This is a genomic window from Paenibacillus sp. J31R98 (genome assembly GCF_056269245.1).
Window position 1 is genome coordinate 20,673 of record NZ_JBWDNO010000004.1, and the last position, 20,305, is coordinate 40,977.

The window sequence follows — 20,305 nt, forward strand, 5'->3', positions numbered from 1 at the left end:
TCTATATTAGCTCCGGGGCTTGCTTCGGTTTTGCTTTTACTTCTGGCTTCGCATCCGTTTCTGTTTCTGTTTGCAGCTCTACGGTCATCTTGCGGAATGGCCACCAGTTCGCTTCGCCGAACAGATTCGCGAGGGCTGGAACGACGAGTCCCATGAACACCGTCGCGTAGAGGATCAGTCCGATTACGATACCCGCACCGATCTGCAGCAGCGTGTTGACGCCTGAGAGCATCAGCGCAGCGAATGTGCCGCCCATGATGACGGCTGCCGAGATAATAACGCCTCCGGTCGTCGACATCGCCTTCGTCATCGCGTACGTAACACCGCGCGGTCGATACTCTTCCTTGAACCTTGCCATGAGGAAGATGCTGTAGTCAACGCCAAGCGCCACGATGATGAGGAAGACGAAGAACGATGCGCTCCACGACAGCCCTTCTTTGCCAAGCAGATCAACGAAGATGAATTCTACGATCCCCATCGTCACGAGGAAGTTAAAGCCAAGCGACAGCAGCACGTAGAGCGGCGCTATAATCGATCGGAGCAGAATCATCAGCACGATGAATATACCGATCAGCACGAACGAGCCTGTTCTCGTAAAGTCTTTCTTCGAGATGTCCTTCAGCTCATTAATCTGAGCCGATGTGCCGGAAATATACAGTTTTGCTCCTGTGATGGAACCGCCATCGAGACTGCTGTGAAGCGCATCGCGGATTTGCTCCACGGTCGTCAGCGCTTCCGGCGAATAAGGATTCACGGCAAGCACGACATCGAGCTTCGCAGTCTTGCCATCCTTTGAGATGTAGTAGTCAAGCGCTTGCTGCATCTCTGGCGTATCAAGCGCTGTCTGAGGCAGATTCCAGCCTGGAATTTGGCTATCTCCAATGGACTTCTGTGCATCGCTGACGGTCGTGAGACCATTCGAAACATCACCAAGTCCTTTCGCACCGTCCTTCAGGCCGCTCGTCAGCGATTTGAGGCCGCCGCCGAGCTTTGCGGTTCCATCTGCCGCATCATTCTGACCGGCTGCTAGCTGACCGAGGCCGCTTGTGACGGATTGCACGCCGGGATTCAGCTTCTTGAAGCTTGACGATAATTGGCTTGCTCCGCTCTGTAATTGATGCAAGCCGCCTGAGAGCCCCTTTTGCTTGCCGAGCAGTTGTTGCATCTCTGGTTCTTTAGCCAGCTCAGGATACTTCTTCAGGAGCGCTTGCAGGTTGCTGCTCATCGAATCCGAGACGGCGGTACTTTGCTTTAGCCCGCCTTCGATGCTTCCTGCTCCGGTGGACGCTTGCTCGAGGCCTCCGTATATTTTCTGCAGCCCTCTCTGTGCTTCGGTTGTTTTGGACGCCATCGTACGAAGTCCGTCCGTCAGCTTCTGGACGTCGCTTTGGCCGCTGTCGAGCGAACCACTGGCAGTTTGCAGGCCGCCTGCGACTTTGTCGACGCCGTCTTTCATCTGCTGAAGCGCGTCCGTTGTTTTGGTCAACTGGTCCGATACGGTCAGATCCTTCAGCTGCTCGCCGAGAGGACGAACGGCGCTGCGCACTTCCTTGACGCCGCTTAGCTTCGCGACGCTCGCGCTTGCGGTTTCAAGCGCAGCCAGTGCTGTCGGCGTTCGCATGGACTCGGACGAAGTCAGCGCAACGGACAGCGGGAACACTTCTCCCGAGCCGAAGGAATGCTCGACTTGGCGGAATCCTTGAACCGAACCGAGCTTCGGATCGATTTCGGCGAGATCGTCGAAGGATCGCTTGTTATGGTACAGCAGCGTAAGAGGCGTTAGCAGCAGTACGGTTACGAGCAGAATGGCAACAGGCCTCCGTGCAGCAAGGGACGCCATTCCTTTCCACAGCTTCGATTCACCGTGACCTTGGCCTGCAGATTTGGAAGGCCAAAATGTCGCTTTGCCAAACACCATCAAGAGCGCAGGCGTCAATGTTAAGCCTGCAATAAGCGTAACTGCTACGCCGATCGCTACGCCGACTGCCGACTGGTAAAGTCCGAACTGGGCGAAGCCGATCAGGAAGAAAGCTACGAACACCGTGCTTGCCGAGTAAGCAACTGTTTTGCCGACTGTCCGCATCGTTCTGACGAGCGCTTCCACTCTGTCGCCGTCATGGCCGAGCTCCTCGCGGAACCGCTGAATGAGCAGAATACAGTAGTCCGTGCCTGCTCCGAACATGACCGCAATCAGGAACGATTGGGTGAAGGAGGAGACTGGCATGCCGAGATGCGTCGCCGCAGCTACAAGTCCCGTCGTAATCACGAGCGATAGACCGATCGTAATAAGCGGGATGAACGGCGCAACCGGCGAACGGAAGACAATGAGCAGAATGACGAGAACAAGAACGACGGTGAGGAGCTCCGTCTTCTTCAGGCCTTCCTCCGAGCTGCTCTGAAAATCTTTCCCGATCGGTGCGCTGCCCGTCAGCTCAACCTTGGTGCCGCTTGGGGCGCCTTCGACTTTGGCGGCTAGAATATCGACCGCATCTTGAGTTAGCGTGTCGTTATCCGCATTCGTGAAGCCGACGATGACGAGCTCTGTCGTACCGTCTTTGCTTCGGAACTTGGAGGCGAGCTCCGGCGTTTCATAGGCGGATTGCACCGACTTGAAGCCTTGATCCGCCTTCAGCTTGGAGAGCTCATCGACTTTGGCCTTCAGCCAGCTGCGATCCTGCTCGGTGAGTCCCTTTTCGCGTGAAAAGACGATAATGGCGCTTGATTTCACCGTTGTCTCCGGATTGATCCGCTCAAGCAGCTGCTTCGCGACGACCGATTCGGAATCGGCCGGGATAAACTTCTGCTCCGTTTGGCGGACGATGTCTTGCAAATTCGGCAGCGTCAGCACGGAGACGACCGTAATGACGAGCCAGCCGATAATAATCGCCCACTTGGCTTTGGCAAGTCCGCGGATTAATCGTTCTGTCATTTCTGAATTCCTCCTTGAATTCGTATTCCTTATGTTTAGTTATAGCGCAACTGGAAAACGGAAGTCAATATTTTGGACTGTCGGTCATAATTATTTCACAAAGTTATTTTGCAGGAAAATCGGGTGTTAAAGAGCATATGTTGTAAGCTAATGGCATAGTGGTTATGTGTAAAGTTGGACTGTCGGTCATGTAATGTTTACGGTAGGTAGGGGCTATGCTACAATAAAAATAGAGTAGAACGCAGAAATGACGGAGGAACGAACGATGAAGCGCGAGCTCAAGAAGGAACAGACGCGCCTACGCATCAAGGAAGCGGCGCTTGATTTGATCGCTGACCATGGCTATGAAGCGACGACAGTCGAAGAGATTGCGAAGCAGGCCGGCGTAGCCAAAGGAACCTTTTTCAACTATTTCTCATCGAAGGATGAGCTTATATGTGATTTGCAGGCGGTATTCGCCATGAATGAAGTGGAGAAGCTGAAGGACCAGTCGGGTCCGCTCGTGCCGCGGTTTCAGCTATTGATCTTCCAGCTCGTGAAGGAGTTTGAGCTGAGCAAGACACTGACGCGTGCTCTCTTCCAAGCGATGTTCGGCAGCCAACGCCAGCTGGAGACGCACAACCGGTTACTCGACTCACTCAAGGAAGTGCTACTTCCACTTATCCGGCAAGGTCAAGATAATGGCGAGCTTCGCCGCGATATGCCCGCCGAGATGATCGCCCAGCAGGCGTTCCAATCCTACTTCGGCACACTCATCATCTGGTCGATGGAGGAAACCGACGAGCCGCTCGATAATCGGATGGCGATGGCGTTTGAGTTGTTCTTTAAAGGGATAACGGTGTAGCGGTAGTAATGAGCTTGAGAGTCATAGTGGGCAAAGAGAGCAAGAGCGGAAATGTGATTGATAGTACTGATGTGAGTCATAAACATCGGCTTCATCCCTCGTAGGGATGGGGTCGGTGTTTTTTGTTTTGGTGGGTAGGTGGCGGCTGTTGAAAAAGAGAGTTCTCCGGGGTGGGAAATTGGTGGAAACGGTGAAAGAGTATCCCGTAGGGACACACAGTGGCGGAAAAGAGGTGGAATCGGCGAAAGAGTATCCTCCAGGTATCTACATCGGTGGGAGAGTGGTGGAATCGGCGAAAGAGTATCCTCCAGGTATCTACATTGGTGGAAAAGCGGTGGAATCGGTGAAAGAGTATCCTCCAGGTATCTACATTGGTGGGAAAGTAGCGGAAATGGAGAAAGAGAGTCCTCCAGGTATCTACATTGGTGGGAAAGCGGTGGAATCGGTGAAAGAGTAACCCGTAGGGTTACACAGTGGCGGGGACTAGAAAGCAGAAAGAGTTTCCCTTGGTGCTTCTCTTCGAAGGAAGTAGTATGGAATGAAGGGAAGTAGCTGGTTAGTTGGACTACATAGGTGGACATCCGGTGGAAATAGGTAAAGTAGCTGGTTTGGTGGACCACATTGGCGGAAATCCGGCGGAAATTGAGAAAGTAGCTGGTTTGGTGGACCACATTGGTGGAAATCCAGTGGAAAGTGAGAAAGTAGCTGGTTTGGTGGACTACATTGGTGGAAATCAGGTGGAAAGTGAGAAAGTAGCTGGTTTGGTGGACTACATAAAGAGTAACTAGTACCCTTCTTGAGCAAAAAACCAGCAAAACCAACCCAAGAGGAGTAGCGGTTACCCCTCACGCCCCCTCCAACGCTACGCACGAACAAAAAAAGCACAAGAGAGGCACCCTAACGCGTGCCCTCCTGCACTCTTTTTTAAAACCCAGCCAACTCCCCATCGCCGCGGATCGCTGCTGCGTGGTGCTGGACGTTGGGATGGAAGTAGCCGTATGCATTGAACGGCTTGCCTCCTGCAGTGATCCCCGCAAGCGCAACGCCGATTTGCTCGGATTCGTTGAACATCTGAAGCAACGAGGTCTGCGTCATCCCGTCGATCTCGATATACCACAGCTTAAAGCCCGTCTCCGTGACGACAACAAGCTGGGCAGCCGTGAAGGCAAGCCGCGTCGTGATCTCGTTATAAGTGATGCTAAGCTCCGCCAAATGATACGTTTCCAAGTCGGCAAGCCTCCTTTCTACTCGCAAAAATAATCTTCTCCCGATTGTAATGTCCCCCCTCCGATATTGCAACAATTGCTCTTGGGTACTCGTCGAAAGTAATAAGGTGCCTTTTACAAATATTAGGCGGCTTAACTTGCCACTCAAGGGGGAATTGAAATGCATCAACAAGCGAAGCGACTCAAACCAAAGAGAGAAAAAAGCGAGAAACGCGCAGCTAAAATCAAAGCAGGCCTGCTAGTGGCCACCGCACTCATTATGCTTATGTCGGGATGCTCTTCCGGCAACAACAACCAAAGCAATAACGCTAACACTTCGAACACGGCGGCGGACGATACAGCCTCCGACACCTCAGGTGCAAACAGTTCAGAAAGCACAACCAACGACAGCAGCACCTCATCCAACTCCAGCAAATCTGACAACTCCTCGGACAGCACAGCATCACCAGACAACAAACCTGCAGCAGACGAAGATCGTTCAGATTCGAAGGATTCACATGAAGAAACGGGCAACTCGCAATACGACAGCTCGCAACCAGGCCAATTAACAGCAGGGGAATGGGATGATCTAAGTGAGTGGAAGAAGTGGAAGAAGCTGCTTCAGGGTAATGAAGGAGCGGATAACGAGTCGTACTGGTCGATGTTCCCGGAGAATCGGCTGGAAGTGGTCGTAACGGGTAACGGCAAGCCCGTCCCTGATGCGGATGTCAGCATCGTGGATGAAGACGGAGAGACAGTCTGGGAAGCTCGCACGAATATGGACGGGGAAGCGTATGCTTTTGCAGGCTTGTTTGATGAGCAAGGGACGGAGGACACTTACGGGGTGGTTGTGCAATCCGGCAACAGCGAGAAACGGTACGAGAATGTGCCGATTCCAAGAGATTCTGCTTTGAAAATCGATCTCGACGAAACAGCCAAAATCCCGACTGCGCTTGATCTGATGCTCGTCGTAGATACGACGGGTTCGATGGAGGATGAGCTGAACTATCTCAAAACAGAACTGAAGGACGTCGTCAAGCGTGTCGGCGAGGACAACGGACAGCAGCTGGATATCCGTGTGAGTGCGAACTTTTACCGGGATAAGTATGATTCCTACGTTGTGCGTGATTTCCCTTTTACGGGCGATATTGATGAAGTTGTAAAGCAGCTCGGACAGCAGAAAGCGGCAGGCGGCGGAGATTTTCCGGAAGCGGTCGATCAAGCACTGGATAACGCAATCAATGAACACAAGTGGAGCAATGACGCCAGAGCGCGCCTCTTGTTCCTCGTGCTGGACGCCCCGCCTCATCATGACCGTAAAGTAACGAAGCACATGCATGAGCTGATTGAGACTGCTGCTGCCGAAGGCATTCGGATAATCCCGGTCGCTTCAAGCGGCGTGGATGTCAGCACGGAGTATCTTATGCGGTTTATTGCGGCTGCGACGGGCGGTACTTACTTGTTCTTGACCGATCACAGCGGCATTGGAAACGATCATTTGAAGCCGGCTGTAGGCGAATTTGAAGTGAAAGTGCTGAACGATCTGCTCGTCGATGTGATCAATCGGTATACTTCGTAGAAGATAGGCTCCTTTTGTCGGAAAATGTTTTAGCGAAGTGTTAAAGTCATGCTGGACAAAGAGGGCTGCAATGGTACAAACTAGAGGGTAATAAGATAGGCGGAATTACCTTCCAACTTATATTTGCAATGTTGAAATTTTGAGAAAATTGGTGAATTTTGTGATATCGGCGGATGGGAGCAATAGTAGCATAATACCGCTTGGCGATCGCGCGCTCGTCATTCAGCTGCCACTTCAATTTGAGAATCAGCCAGCATGGCAGCAATGCGCAGCGATTGCGGAACTGCTTCGAGCGGTAAGGCGAAGCTGGATTATAGATGTAGTTCCGGCGTATACGACGGTTACCGTCGTTTATGATCCTCTGCAGCTCTTGTATGAAGAGGCGGCTGCCGAGGTACGGGCGATTGTACAGGTGCAGAATCACCAGCTTACACAAGCTATACATTCCGAGACGCGTATCCTCGAAATTCCCGTTTATTATGGCAAAATGGATGGTCCTGACCTGACGCAGTGTGCGGAACGATCTGGAATGAGCGAAGATGAGTTCATTAAGCGGCATGCCGAAGCGGTGTACCGTGTGGCGATGATTGGCTTCATGCCGGGTTTTCCGTATTTGACGGGATTGCCGCCGGAGCTAAGCCAGCCCCGACGATCCTCGCCGCGAAGCGCTGTTCCGGCTGGAGCTGTCGGCATCGCTGGCGGGCAAACCGGCGTTTATCCGCTGGCTACTCCGGGCGGCTGGCAGCTGATTGGCCGCACGCCGATTGCTTTGTTTGATCCGAAACGTGAGGAGCCGATATTGCTTCGGATGGGGGATGTCGTTCGATTCGTTCCTATCGCTGAGGGATCGCATGATCTGGGAGAATAAGCTATGACGATAACTGTCATGAGACCGGGCTTCCATACGACGGTGCAAGATTTGGGGCGTCCCGGCTGGCGCCAAGGCGGCATACCGGAGGGCGGCGCGATGGACCGCATCGCGCTGCGGATTGCGAATTTGCTTGTCGGCAATGCCGAAGGCGCAGCCGGGCTTGAACTGACGCTAAGCGGGCCGCAGCTGCGGCTTGAGCAGGATATGCTGCTCGCAGTGACCGGCGCGGATATGGCGCCGACGATTGACGGCGAGCCGCTGCCGCAGTGGCGGCCAGTATGGGCCGCAGCAGGCACGGTCATCGCCTTCAGCCAAGCGGCCAGCGGCTGCCGCGCTTACGTCGCCGTTGCCGGCGGCATTGACGCAGAGCTGGCGCTCGGCAGCCGCAGCACGGACACGCGCGCTGCCATCGGCGGATTCGCGGGCCGCCAGCTGCGCAGCGGCGACTTGCTCCCCTGCGGCAGCGAAGCCGTCGCCGCAGGGCGCGCACGCGCGGCCGAGGGCCGCCGCCCGAACTGGGCGGCCCCGGCCTGGTTCGCGGCTCCGCCGCGAACGCCGCTGCTAGCTTCGCACAGCAGCAGCACGGCAGGCACCACGGCGCTTCGCGTGGTGCCCGGCGCCGAGTACGGGCATTTCCGCGAAGCGGACCGTACGGCGTTCATGCGGGAGCGCTACCGCGTAGCTCCCGCCTCGGACCGAATGGGGGTCCGCCTAGATGGACCCCCTCTTGAAACCTCGGACAGCGCAGAACTGCTGTCCCATGGCGTCATCGCCGGCACGGTGCAAGTGCCGCATGGCGGGACGCCGATAATATTAGCCGCCGATTGTCAGACGACCGGCGGCTATCCGAAGATTGCGCACGTCATCAGCGCCGATTTGCCTGTGCTTGCGCAGTGCAGGCCTGGCGATTGGCTGACATTTACAGAAGTGACATTAGGCGAGGCGCAGCGAATTCTGCTGGACCAAGAACGCGAGATGCGGCTGTTAGCCGCAGCCATCCGGCTGCGCAGCCGCTTCCACCATATTTGAGGTAAAGAATGGAGCGCCAGTTGCCGATATGACTATTGATACAGGTATGATTCACGCGAAGAGAAGCATTGATTTGAACTGTGATTTTGGCGAAGGCTATGGCGCCTATACATTTGGTCAAGATGCGGCGCTCCTTGAGCATGTAACCTCCGTGAATATCGCCTGTGGTTTCCATGCCGGCGATCCGCACACGATGCGAGAAGCGGTGGAACGGGCCGCGGAAGCGGGCGTTGCCATCGGCGCGCATCCGGGCTTGCCTGACCGGCTCGGCTTCGGCCGCCGGGAGATGGCAGTCAGCCCGCAGGAGGTTTACGACTTTACGCTCTACCAAATCGGAGCGCTGCAAGCTTTCGTTCACAGCATCACCGGCGGCACGCTGCGACACGTGAAGCCGCATGGCGCACTCTATCATATGGCCGGCCGCAACCCTGCCCTTGCGGAGGCATTCGTGCGCGCCGTGAGATCGTTCGATGCTTCTTTATTGATATTCGGGCAATGGGGAAGCGAGCTGCTGGCAGCGGCGGACAAGCAGGGGATGCTTCGTGCATCCGAAGTGTTTGCCGATCGCACCTATCAGCATGATGGCAAGCTGACGCCGCGAGACATGCCGGGCGCGTTGCTTACGACGGCTGAGGCTGCGCTGGCGCAAACACTCACCATTCTAACCCATGGCAAGGTCAAGACAACATCAGGACAAGAGACGACCGTACAGGGAGATACTGTCTGCCTGCACGGTGACGGTCCGCATGCCGCCGAGTTTGCCGCGATGCTGCGCCATGGCTTGGAAGGCGCCGGTGTTGAACTTCGACCGCCGCATGCTTACTAAGAATATGGATTCATTCGCGACAGACATGCAGACAGCAGTGGCTTTTTTTTGAAGGAGGACATCATGTCAATAAACCGGGCGGAAAAAATAACGATGTGGACGGCATTGGTCGCCATCTTCAGCTTTATTCTTGTGCGTTGCTTTCATCGTGAACTCTATATGGCGATCCCAGAACGGACGTATTTGTTCGTTCATTCTGGCATGGAATTTATCGGCTTTGCCATCTGCTTTACGATGCTAGTACTCGGCTGGTTATTTTTCGCCAAATCATTATCGAAACATCGGCTGTACACAGCCGCTTTATTTAGTGCGATCGGCTTGTTTGATCTATTGCACGCGTTGACCTCGAAAGGAATGCCCTACTATATGACGGCAGGGGAGACAACCCTATCGTCACTGTTCTCGGACACCGGTCAGGTAGTCGGCGCAGTCGGCTTGTTTGTTATATTCCGCAAGAACGATGAGCCCATCCGAGCATCAAGGCGCTTGCCAGCCTTCGCCTTGTCGCTAGGCCTTGCTGCAATACTAGCTGTATTCTATTACTCCATTGCCGGAATGCCTTCGGTACCGGTACTCAGTGGCAAGCCGCTTGAATTGCTTCGCGTGCTTGTTCATTTTGTCATTATTTTCTCCTACATAAGCACCATTACGATGCTCTTGTACTTGAATCGGACGGAGCGCCCACAAGCTCTTCTAACGATCATTCAATCTCTCGTATTCTTTATGATCGCGAACCTGCAATTCATCCTAGGCACTAATCTTCATGGCAGCGATTTAGTATTCGGTCATCTTTATAAGCTTGCTGGCTACTATTTTCTAATGAAGGGGATCTATTACGTAACTATCTACGAGCCGTTCAAACAAGAGAAACGGTCCGAATCTCGCATTAATTATTTGGCTTACCATGATGAATTGACAGGCTTGTCCAACCGTAGACTGCTGAAAGAGAAGCTTGACGAAGAGCTGGCGCGCGCTAGAGTGAGCGATAGCCGACTGGCTGTGTTTCTGTTCGATATCGACCGATTTAAGAACGTCAATGATGCGCTTGGACATTCATTCGGTGATCAAATGCTGCTCGCTGTATCCGAGCGATTGCGCTATGCGGCAGGCAAGGAGAAACATCTGTTCCGGATGGGCGGAGACGAGTTTGTTATGCTGATGCCGGATATTCACGAAGCGGAGAATGAACGTGTCGATAAGCAGGCAAAAGCAATCATGGGGTTATTCGATGCACCTTTCGTTCTTGGCGATGCGGAATATCATATTACGATCAGTCTTGGCATTTCCTTCTTCCCGAAGGATGGCGACAGTGTTGAAGTGCTTCTGAAGAACGCAGATACCGCCATGTATAGCGCCAAAGCGCACCGTAACGAATATTCGAGCTACGAGCCGGAGATGAACCAGAAGTCGCATGACAGGTTGCGTCTGGAGAGCGATCTGCGCAGAGCAATCGAACAGGAGCAATTCTCATTGGCTTACCAGCCGCTCGTTAATTTAAGCTCTGGTAAAGTGGTTGGCGTCGAAGCGCTTGTCCGTTGGAATCATCCCAAGCGCGGACTGCTGCCGCCTGGCGAATTTATTCCGCTGACCGAGGAGAACGGACTTATTCTCCAACTCGGCGAGTGGGTGCTTCGGGCGGCATGCAAGCAAAATGTTGCTTGGCAGGAAGCTGGACTTCCGGCAATGATGATGTCCGTCAACTTGTCGATGCGCCAATTCAGGCAGCATCAGCTCGCGGAGAGAATTAAAGAGATTCTAGTGCAAACCGGAATGCCGCCTCAATTCCTCGAGCTTGAGATTACCGAGAGCATGACGAGTGACGTCGAGTTCGCCGCCGAGACGCTGGCAAGCTTGAAGGAACTTGGTGTGCAGATCAGTATTGATGATTTCGGTACAGGCTACAGCTCGCTTGTCTCCTTGAAGCGGTTCCCGATCGATAAGCTTAAGATTGATCGCTCGTTTGTCGGCGATTTATCGCAAGGCGGCAGCGACGCTGCAATCGTATCTACAATTACGACGATGGCGAAGAATTTGAAGTTGAAAGTGACCGCAGAGGGCGTAGAGAATGACGAGCAAATCAAGTTCTTACGCGATCGCAATTGTGAGGAAGCGCAAGGGTTTTACTTTACGAAGCCGATTCCGGCGAATTTGTTTGAGAATTGGTTCAGGCACCGCAGTCAGTCCGCGTAACTTAGCCTCGAGGAGTTTTTGAAGCATGCTGGAGCGACTTACAACGGTATTTATTTATGGTTCATTATTGCCGGGGCATAGCAATCATCATGTGGCGGCGGATTATATCCGCGCCTCGCAGCCTGGCGTCATTCATGGGCGGCTTGTTGATTACGGACCGTATCCGGCACTGCTCCGTGATGATAAGGCGCGCGAGAGCAGTATGATTGTGCGCGGGTTGTGGGTAGAGGTGAATGAGAACGGTTTAAGACGGATGGATGAGCTGGAGCAGTTTCTAGGTATCGAAGAGGACAATGACTACGAACGGGTCTGGGTACAGGATGTGGATTCGCCTGCTAAGAGCGGATGGGTGTATGTATGGGAGTCGCCGCGTGGCTGCCTTGCAATTGAGGAGCCTTATTGGCCCGATTACTTTGCCCGCAAGAACGGGCAAATCTGACGCGGCGTTGCTTCTTATTCATTAATAGATGGCGAAGTGGAAGTCATCGTTATACGTATTGTTGCACTACGCTCAGCCGCCCCGCTGAGCGTTTTTACGTTGTTCATCGTGTGGATAATCCCGAAGGCGAGCAGCACACAGGCCATTGTATAGATAAAGACACGTTTGATCGTATGAATGACCGCTGTTCCGTCATCGCGATGAATTGTTCTGCGACGGATGGATTGACGCCAAATCAGCAGCGCTGGCGAAGCCAGAATGAGCATACCGACTAGCAAGGTCAGTTTGCGGTATTCCATGCCGATTGGAAAGACATTAATCGCGGCATAGATCAAGGCTTCCACGACGAAAGCTTGAATGGGTACAACGAGGGCGACTTCAGAAGCCGCTCGGCGTTTCGTACGGTTAGCTGTCTCTTCACGGTTCTTAGGCTGGAGATGAATTAATTCCATCAGGCGAGGGAGCGAGAAGAAGGCAATAGCCGCTGACGGCAGGGCAATCAAAGTGATGAACAGAAGCAAATTATCAAGCACGAACCATTCACGGTAGGAATATGTCGCGATCAGAAGTATCATTTTGCCGATCGCAAGAAGTGTCATGGTTGCGAGCAGAATTAGCGTAACAAGAGCGGTGCGTTTCAAGCTTTCCATCGTCTTGCGGAAAGCAAGAGTTCCTGATGCAAGTCCAGCGAACAGAGCTAACAGGAGCAGCACAATAACAATAACAGCATTGGTCACATAAACTTTCTCGGACATGATGAGTTTCCCTCCTTCTTCACGTGTTCTTCCATTAATCAGTGTACAAGGAAGCGATACTTACCGTGAATTGGCTCTGGTCTAGTTTCTCAGCTGGACGTAAGTCCAGTTCAGAATGAGTACGTTGTGTGATACTCGATTATAGGATGTAATTAGTTTGGTCAATTGATGAGTTGAAGAATAGACCAATTCCTACGCATATGTTGCCTTGTCTGTCCCGATATGCGCGAATAAATCCGTCAGCAGAGGGGATTGCTGCAGATTCAGTATGTAAAGGTGATAGAGGTGTCCATTCTTGTTGTGAATACAGAAGACCTGTGACCCGCAAGTCCCAAAAGTCTCTTATCCTTATTGTATCACGAAGAAGCCGAAACAAGCATATTGTACACATAAAAATCAAAAAGACTGCCGTGAATAATCGGCAGTCTTCGTATGTTCTACAGGTCGCCCCAGTTGAGGTTGGACGATTTGCTGTAATTGGTTACTTTTTGTTCGAAGAAATCAGTTTTCATGCCGTTCATGTTGCTGAAGCTCTCTACCCATTTCATTGGGTGCTCCACGATTTCCGGATAAAGAATATCCAAGTTCAGCTTGCGCAGACGTTCGTTGGAGAGGAACTTGATGTACGACTCAATAATCTCGTCTGTCAAACCAGGAATTTGGTTATTTGTAATGTATTTGCCCCACTCGATTTCATGCTCAACAGCTGTACGCATCATTTGGCGCAGCTCTTCGATCAGAACTGGTGTGAACAGCTCCGGGTTCTCCTTACGAACTTCACGGAAGATACCTTGGAACAGAGCAAGATGAGTAAGCTCATCGCGCTGAATATATTTAATTTCGGACACAGTCCCGAGCATTTTACCTTGACGACCAAGCGCGTAGAAGAAGCTGAAGCCGCTGTAGAAATAAATGCCTTCGAGAATGTAGTTCGCCATAATTGTCTTAAGAAGGTTTTGCGACGATGGATTCGCGATAAAGTTCTCATACAGGTCCGTAATGAAACGATTCCGTTTGAGCAGGTTTTTATCTTCACGCCACAAGTTGTAGATCTGATCACGTACTTCAGGAGAGACGACGCTGTCTAGAATGTACGAGTAGGATTGGCTATGAACAGCTTCTTGGAACGCCTGTACGGTTAAGCACAGGTTTACCTCAGGCGCTGTAATATATTCGTTAATGTTCGGCAGGTTCGCTGTTTGAAGCGAATCAAGGAAGATTAGGAAGCTGATGATTTTATCGTAGCTGTTACGCTCGGAGAGCGACAGGTTCTTATAGTCTTTCGCATCTTGGGCAAGTGGAATTTCCTCTGGAATCCAGAAGTTATTCATCATCGTGCGGTACATCTTCGTTGCCCAGTCGTATTTCACGTTGTTGAGCTCGATCAGGTTCGTTGTGTTACCACCGATAATACGGCGTTTACCCCAATCGCGGTCGCCTTCTTCGTTAAAAAGCTTCTTCTTCTGCAGATCCATAAAATGGGCTGCCTCCTTCTGCTTCCTCATGTAGCTGCTTAGTTTAATAAACTCGTTGAAAATGTGCCTGAAGGGCAGTATGGAATCGGAAAAGCGGAGCGGTCGCCTTTGTAGTCGGATTATTACCTATAAATGTTTTATACAATCAGAAATAATCCGAACTACAACAGCGATTGGAGATCCATACTGCCTGCAGGGCACATCATTCAACGACAATTAAGCGCTGCAGCTTACACAATCCTCGACTTCAAGGCTCTTATTACGGCAGTAGTAAACGGTCTTCAGTCCGTTCTCCCATGCTGCCATGTAGAGATCCATAAATTCCTTCGCCGTATAGTCCGGCGTGATATACAGGTTGAACGATTGCGCTTGGTCGATGTGGCGCTGACGGCGGCCCGCTGCGCGGATGCTCCAGTGCTGATCGATGTGATGCGCTTCTTTATAGAACCAGAATGTCTCTTCGTTCAGGTTAGGCGCTGTTTGCGGGATGACCGCGTTCTTCTTCTCTTCAACGAAGAACTTGTTGAAGATCGGGTCGATACCAGCCGTCGAACCAGCGATGAGCGAAGTGGACGCTGTAGGCGCGATTGCGAACATCCATGCGTTGCGGACGCCGTTCTCAGCTACATCCTTCTTCAGTTTCTGCCAGTGTGGGGCATCGTAACCGCGACGCTCGAAAAATTCGCCTGTATGCCATTCACTGCCTTCAAATACGCGGTAAGTGCCTTTTTCCTTGGCGATTTCCATCGATGCTTTGATGGCATAGTAGTTGATCCATTCGTACAGCTCATCGGCACGGTCCAGATGCTCTTCGGACTCCCATGCGATGCCGTTAAGCGCGAGCCATTGGTGGTAACCGCTCGTGCCGAGACCGACAGCGCGGTATTTCTGGTTCGTAATTTCCGCTTGCGGGATTGGGTAATGGTTCAGGTCGATAACATTATCCATCATCCGCATTTGGCAGTATACAACCTCTTCGATTTCCTCAAGCGTTCTTGTACGGCCGAGGTTAAGGGAAGATAGGTTACAAACAACATAGTCGCCGCTCTTCACTTGTGTTGTAATAATGCCGTCTTCATGAGTTGTCGTCACATATTCTGTAGCGCTCATGTTTTGGCAAATCTCGGTGCAGAGGTTCGAGCAGTAGACGATACCTTTGTGCTTGTTCGGGTTCGCGCGGTTAACCGTATCACGGAAGAAGATGAACGGCGTACCTGTCTCGAAGGAGCTCGCAAGAATCTTCTTCATAATCTCGATAGCGGGTACTTCATCACGGGAAAGCTCTGGGTGATTAACGCACTCCTCGTAGCGGCGTTCCCACTCTTCGCCCCAAGCATCTTCAAGTGCCCAGCCCATGTAGCTGCGAACTTCGTGCGGATCGAACAGGTACCAGGATTCACGCTCTTTCACTTTACGCATGAAGTGGTCTGGAATACATACGCCAGGGAAGATATCGTGCGCCTTCATCCGGTCGTCGCCATTGTTCGTCTTAAGGTTCAAGAAGTCGAAAATATCTTTATGCCATACGTCCAGGTATACCGCAACCGCGCCGGAACGAACGCCCAGCTGGTCAACTGCAACCGCCGTATTGTTGTAGTTCTTGATCCAAGGCACAACGCCGCCTGCAACACCTTTGTAACCACGGATGTTGGAGCCGCGGCTGCGGACTTTACCGATGTAGATCCCCATGCCGCCGCCGAATTTGGACACTTGCGCGAAGCTGGAGTCTACATTGTAAATACCCCACAGGTTGTCAGGCACGGTGTCGATGAAGCAGCTGGACAATTGATGGAACGGTTTGCGCGCATTTGCGAGCGTTGGCGTTGCCACCGTCATTTGCAGACGGCTCAGCGCGTCATAGAACTTGCGAGCCCAGCCCAGCTTGTCCTTCTCCTTCATAGCAAGGTGCATCGCTACGCCCATGAACAGCTCTTGCGGAAGCTCAAGCACATCGCCGTTGAAGCTCTTGATCAAGTAACGGTCAGCAAGCGTCTTTAGGCCGATGTAGTTGAACAAGTAGTCGCGCTCAGGCACGATGTAGTTGCCGAGCTCACGGATTTCATCGCGTGTGTAGTGCTCTAGTATGTAGCTGCCATAGAGCCCTTTGTCTGTCAGGTACGTAATGAGAGAATAGAAATCCCCATAGCCAAAATAGCCGTATTTGCGGTTAATTGCAGATTCTTTATAGAGGTCATACACAAGAAGTTTAGCTGCAACGTATTGCCAATTCGGCTGCTCGATGCTTGTTTTCTCTACTGCAACTTGTGTGAGTGTGCGTTGAATTTCCTTAGTAGTAATGTTGTTGCGGAAGTATGGAAGCAAAGCTGTTTCAAGCTCTAGCGGGTCACAATCGCTGTAGCCGGAACACGAAAAATCGATGACTTTTTTTAGCTTTGAAAAGATAAGTTCTTCTTTCTGACCGTTCCTCTTAATTATATCCACGAGCAGAGCCTCTCCTTGTCGAAGATTGTCTTCCGACAACCCCTGATACACAATATGTTGTTATTGCTTTTCTAAATTACACCAATATATAGTGTCTGTCAAGTTATAGTATTCGACATCTAGTGAGTCCGTTACACCTCTTTTTGAGCATGAAAACAGGGTGAAAACGTATAGTGACGCACCTTCAGAAGTCTTACAAACTTCTACGCTTAAGACAGACGCTTCTATAAAAAAGTTAGCTACATCCAAAACGACGGAAACTAATTATAGCACTAACTGCCCTTCCCATGTGGTGACAATAATAGGGATAAATCAGGTCGAAATCACAGCCTGTGCTAAAGCAGTTTTGGAAATTGACATTGGTGTTAGACGTTCACCTTTAGTACACTAAGGCTGAGTTGTTTATCGACATAACCTATTGTTAATGAGAGGACGTGACTTCTAATCCGCCATGAGCCGTAAATCGAACAAATACCTATCTTTTATCCAAGCAGCAGCCATCTCCATCTGGATGTGCCTGATGCTTCTTAGCATGCCGGGAGCAGCAGCCGCACATGCGGAGCTTGAGCGAACTATGCCGGAGCCGAATGCGAAATACGAGCAAAGCCCGAAGGCTGTCGAGCTATCCTTTAATGAACCGATTGAACCGGAGGTTGGCGCCATTAAAGTGCTGGATTCCAAATCCCGCCCTGTAACAGACAAAGCGCCTACTGCCAGCAAGGACGGACAGTCGCTTACCCTGCCGCTGCCCAAGCTATCAGAAGGCGTATACACCGTTTCTTATGCAATCATTTCCGAAGACGGACATCCGGTAAGCGGGTCGTACGTATTTGTTATCGGCAATGTGACCGAAGGAGTTGATGCCGCAACCTTCGATCCGCACAAAGAACTTGGTCATGAGGGACATAGTGTATCCACTCAGTTGACCATTAATCAATTCATTATTTATGCAGTGCGTGCTGTCTACTACGCATCGCTGCTATTGGCGGCTGGCCTAATGCTGTGGCCGCTGCTCGTAAGAGGAGGCGGCGAACAGCTGCGGCTGCTTCAGAAGAAGTGGGAGATGATCAGCCTCCAGACGCTTCTCGTTGCGTCTCTTCTTTATATATTCGTACACGCTCGCGAAATCCTTAACGGCTATCCAAGCTCGGAGTACAGCAAGCTATTCCTGAAGACGACGATCGGACGCGAATGGGTGGCGCTGCTATTGCTTGCTCTCATCGGATTTATTATCGTCCGTTTCGGTCCAATAATGAAGGCATTATGGGCAGCTGGCATTCTACTATTGGAGAGCTTCAGCGGACACGCGGTCGTATTCAAGCCGAAAGTGTCGTCCGTGTTGTTCGATTTCGTACATCTTGCGGCTGCAGCGGTGTGGGTTGGCGGCTTGCTGCTGCTTCTAGTGCTGTGGATATCTGACCGCAAGGAAGCAGGACGCTTCGCCGTTGTGTTCTCGCGGGCAGCCTTGCTGTCGATTACGCTGCTCGTGCTGACAGGGATCGGCCTAACGCTGCTCTTCTTGCCGTCGCTTCAATACCTGTTCTATACCGCATGGGGAACGATTCTGCTTGTGAAGACAGGTCTTGTTGTCCTCGTGCTTGTTGTTGGCGGCTTGCTTCACATGCGCGTACGCAGAGGCGATCTGCCGACAACGGTACTGCTTCGTGCTGATGCTGCGCTTATGGCCCTTATTATCGTGTGTGCGGCGCTCTTTACCTATATAAGTCCATTGCCGGCGAATGAGCCTGTGATGTACCACAAGATGGGCGACAAAATGCATCTCTCGCTTCGAGTAACGCCTAATAAGCCAGGCGACAACACATTCATCGTCAAAGTATGGCTGCCGGATGCGGTAGGCGCGCCGAAGTCGGTGAAGCTGCGCCTGTTCTCACTGGATCGCAAGGATCTCGGACCGATTGACGTGCCGATCAAAGCGTTTGAAGATCCGGAAATTACAACGTTCGACGGCTTCGTGAAGGCGGCGTTTACAGCGGAAGGTCCTTTCGTGCCGTTCGCAGGTCGTTGGCAAGCAGAGGTTCGTGTGATGGACAAAGACGATAATGAGACAGTCGAGAAGACGGAATTCCGCAACTACTAATCATATAGATGGCGTATCATTGAAGCGAGAAAGGGGGAGGCTGCGATGTCGTCGTATAAGCGGATCAAATGGTTTATATTGTGGACGCCGACGCTGACGATTGCGCTGTGGGAATATCTTAGGCACACGATCCTGCTGCCTTATGTTTCGATGGAGCTGGGCAACTGGTTGGCGCCTGTCATCGTGATGACCGTAACGGCGACGCTCGTCATCAAGCTGTTTCAGATGCTGGAGGAAACGAATGAATCACTTCAGCAAGCCAAATCTGCCAAAGCGGCGTTCATGGAACGCGAGCAGCTGGCGCGCGAGCTGCATGACGGCATATCGCAGTCTCTCTTCCTCTTATCGGTAAAGCTCGACAAGCTTGAACATGCGAAGGACAACGAGCAAGTCATGGAGACAGCGCAGCAGCTGCGGCGCACCGTTCGCCATGTCTATGAAGATGTGCGACAGTCGATCGCGAGCCTGCGTAGCGAGCCATCCCGAACCGACGTGCAGTGGATGCAGGCGGTTCGGGAGATGGCGGAGGAACTGCGGCGCGGCGGACTGGATGCGCGGCTGGATTGGCAGCTTGGCGACAGCCGGCTCAGCGGCAAAGAGAAGGTGGAGCTGCTCGCCATCGTTCGCGAGGCGATGCTGAACGTGCAGAAGCATGCGCATGCCAAGCAGCTGATTGTGCACGCTGTGCCGGAAGGCGAAGCGGATGGAGCTGACTTCCGCTGCACGATCACGGATGACGGCGTTGGCGCGCTGCAGGAGCAGTTGGACGCCAAAGGGCGGTACGGCATTCGCATGATGCGCGACCGCGCAGAGGCGATGGGCTGGCAGTTTCATGTGCGAAGCCAGGAAGAACTGGCGCACGGCACAACAGTAGAAGTCATCAAGGAGGCGTCGCGCCGATGAGCGAGCATAAGCAAATTACAGTCCTGCTGGCAGACGATCATCCGCATGGCCGTGAAGGGATGCGGGATATTGTCAGCAGCGATGCGACTTTCCTTATTGTAGGGGAAGCGGCGAACGGCAAAGAGGCGGTTAGGCTAGCTGCAGAGCTTGTCCCGGATCTTGTGCTGATGGATATTAATATGCCGGTAATGAACGGTATGGAAGCGACGCAGCATATTAAAGCGCTTGACCCACGGATTAAGATCATTATGGTGACGGTCTCCGATGATATTACTGATCTATTCGAAGCGATCAAGCGCGGGGCGCAGGGCTACTTGCTCAAGAACCTGTCGCCGTCGGCATGGCTGGAATACCTTCGCGCCATAGCGGTGGACGAGACGCCGCTGTCCAAAGAGCTGGCGTTTCGGATGCTGCAGGAGTTTAACGGCGGGAGCAAGGGGCAGCATACCCGGAGCGCAACAGAACCCACTGGGAACCTCTCTGATGAAGAAGCTCACCATACAGCGCTGACGCAAAGGGAGCGCGAAGTGCTCGAAGGGGTCGCTTCAGGCAGCTCCAACCGGCGGATTGCAGAGAGCTTCGGGATTTCGGAGCATACGGTGAAGAATCATTTGAAGAACATTTTGCAGAAGCTCCATCTCGACAATCGGGTTCAGCTTACGCGATATGCGCTGGAGAAAGGTTTAATTCCCAAGAAATGAACGAGCGGACAATATATTG

General features: G+C 52.2%; 17 protein-coding genes. 12 read left to right on the forward strand and 5 right to left on the reverse strand.

Going from position 1 to position 20,305, the window contains the following annotated elements; genetic code table 11:
* Window position 1: 1 nt before the first annotated feature.
* Window positions 2-2,929, reverse strand: coding sequence for an MMPL family transporter (locus AC0YNX_RS16555; RefSeq protein ID WP_475816805.1), 2,928 nt, complete (start codon window positions 2,927-2,929; stop codon window positions 2-4).
* A 265-nt stretch (window positions 2,930-3,194) separates the two neighbouring features.
* Here AC0YNX_RS16555 and AC0YNX_RS16560 point away from each other — a divergent pair, with 265 nt between their 5' ends.
* From AC0YNX_RS16560 to AC0YNX_RS16570, 3 genes are all read left to right on the forward strand, one after another.
* Entirely contained in the window at window positions 3,195-3,773 is a 579-nt protein-coding gene (locus tag AC0YNX_RS16560; protein WP_475816806.1) for a TetR/AcrR family transcriptional regulator, read from the forward strand.
* Window positions 3,774-3,954: 181 nt separating this feature from the next.
* Window positions 3,955-4,230: a hypothetical protein gene (locus AC0YNX_RS16565; RefSeq protein WP_475816807.1), complete on the forward strand. Its 276-nt coding sequence runs from the start codon at window positions 3,955-3,957 to the stop codon at window positions 4,228-4,230.
* 127 nt (window positions 4,231-4,357) lie between these two features.
* Complete coding sequence (locus AC0YNX_RS16570; RefSeq protein ID WP_475816808.1) at window positions 4,358-4,561, forward strand: hypothetical protein; 204 nt, start codon at window positions 4,358-4,360, stop codon at window positions 4,559-4,561.
* Window positions 4,562-4,697: 136 nt separating this feature from the next.
* Here the strand turns inward: AC0YNX_RS16570 and AC0YNX_RS16575 are convergent, their stop codons facing one another.
* Complete coding sequence (locus tag AC0YNX_RS16575) at window positions 4,698-5,000, reverse strand: hypothetical protein (protein WP_475816809.1); 303 nt, start codon at window positions 4,998-5,000, stop codon at window positions 4,698-4,700.
* A gap of 159 nt (window positions 5,001-5,159) precedes the next feature.
* On the opposite strand from AC0YNX_RS16575, the gene AC0YNX_RS16580 reads away from it, so the two are divergent.
* The 6 genes from AC0YNX_RS16580 (at window position 5,160) to AC0YNX_RS16605 (ending at window position 11,912) form a co-directional block, all read left to right on the forward strand.
* Window positions 5,160-6,557, forward strand: coding sequence for a vWA domain-containing protein (locus AC0YNX_RS16580; protein WP_475816810.1), 1,398 nt, complete (start codon window positions 5,160-5,162; stop codon window positions 6,555-6,557).
* A gap of 151 nt (window positions 6,558-6,708) precedes the next feature.
* Entirely contained in the window at window positions 6,709-7,425 is a 717-nt protein-coding gene (pxpB, locus tag AC0YNX_RS16585) for a 5-oxoprolinase subunit PxpB (RefSeq protein ID WP_475816811.1), read from the forward strand.
* Window positions 7,426-7,443: 18 nt separating this feature from the next.
* Complete coding sequence (locus AC0YNX_RS16590; RefSeq protein ID WP_475817227.1) at window positions 7,444-8,457, forward strand: 5-oxoprolinase subunit C family protein; 1,014 nt, start codon at window positions 7,444-7,446, stop codon at window positions 8,455-8,457.
* A 28-nt stretch (window positions 8,458-8,485) separates the two neighbouring features.
* Window positions 8,486-9,283 (forward strand): LamB/YcsF family protein, encoded by a 798-nt coding sequence (locus tag AC0YNX_RS16595; protein ID WP_475816812.1) that lies wholly within the window; start codon window positions 8,486-8,488, stop codon window positions 9,281-9,283.
* 63 nt (window positions 9,284-9,346) lie between these two features.
* On the forward strand, window positions 9,347-11,473 hold the full coding sequence (locus AC0YNX_RS16600; RefSeq protein WP_475816813.1) for a bifunctional diguanylate cyclase/phosphodiesterase: 2,127 nt from the start codon (window positions 9,347-9,349) through the stop codon (window positions 11,471-11,473).
* Window positions 11,474-11,498: 25 nt separating this feature from the next.
* Window positions 11,499-11,912 carry a gamma-glutamylcyclotransferase family protein gene (locus AC0YNX_RS16605; protein ID WP_475816814.1) on the forward strand — a complete coding sequence of 138 codons (414 nt, stop codon included), beginning with the start codon at window positions 11,499-11,501 and terminating at the stop codon, window positions 11,910-11,912.
* Window positions 11,913-11,926: 14 nt separating this feature from the next.
* Here AC0YNX_RS16605 and AC0YNX_RS16610 read toward each other — a convergent pair whose 3' ends face one another.
* The 3 genes from AC0YNX_RS16610 to AC0YNX_RS16620 all read right to left on the reverse strand — a co-directional run bounded on the left by AC0YNX_RS16610 (window position 11,927) and on the right by AC0YNX_RS16620 (window position 16,584).
* On the reverse strand, window positions 11,927-12,667 hold the full coding sequence (locus tag AC0YNX_RS16610; protein WP_475816815.1) for a hypothetical protein: 741 nt from the start codon (window positions 12,665-12,667) through the stop codon (window positions 11,927-11,929).
* 437 nt (window positions 12,668-13,104) lie between these two features.
* Window positions 13,105-14,142, reverse strand: a complete 1,038-nt coding sequence (locus AC0YNX_RS16615; protein ID WP_126018925.1) for a ribonucleotide-diphosphate reductase subunit beta — start codon at window positions 14,140-14,142, stop codon at window positions 13,105-13,107.
* 216 nt (window positions 14,143-14,358) lie between these two features.
* Entirely contained in the window at window positions 14,359-16,584 is a 2,226-nt protein-coding gene (locus AC0YNX_RS16620; RefSeq protein ID WP_475816816.1) for a ribonucleoside-diphosphate reductase subunit alpha, read from the reverse strand.
* 451 nt (window positions 16,585-17,035) lie between these two features.
* Here AC0YNX_RS16620 and AC0YNX_RS16625 point away from each other — a divergent pair, with 451 nt between their 5' ends.
* From AC0YNX_RS16625 to AC0YNX_RS16635, 3 genes are read left to right on the forward strand one after another with little or no spacing between them, the layout of a single operon-like run.
* Entirely contained in the window at window positions 17,036-18,682 is a 1,647-nt protein-coding gene (locus AC0YNX_RS16625; RefSeq protein ID WP_475816817.1) for a copper resistance CopC/CopD family protein, read from the forward strand.
* Between the two features lie 45 nt (window positions 18,683-18,727).
* Entirely contained in the window at window positions 18,728-19,585 is an 858-nt protein-coding gene (locus AC0YNX_RS16630; protein ID WP_475816818.1) for a sensor histidine kinase, read from the forward strand.
* On the forward strand, window positions 19,582-20,286 hold the full coding sequence (locus AC0YNX_RS16635; RefSeq protein WP_475816819.1) for a response regulator: 705 nt from the start codon (window positions 19,582-19,584) through the stop codon (window positions 20,284-20,286). Before AC0YNX_RS16630 ends, AC0YNX_RS16635 begins: the two co-directional genes overlap by 4 nt.
* Window positions 20,287-20,305 lie beyond the last annotated feature (19 nt).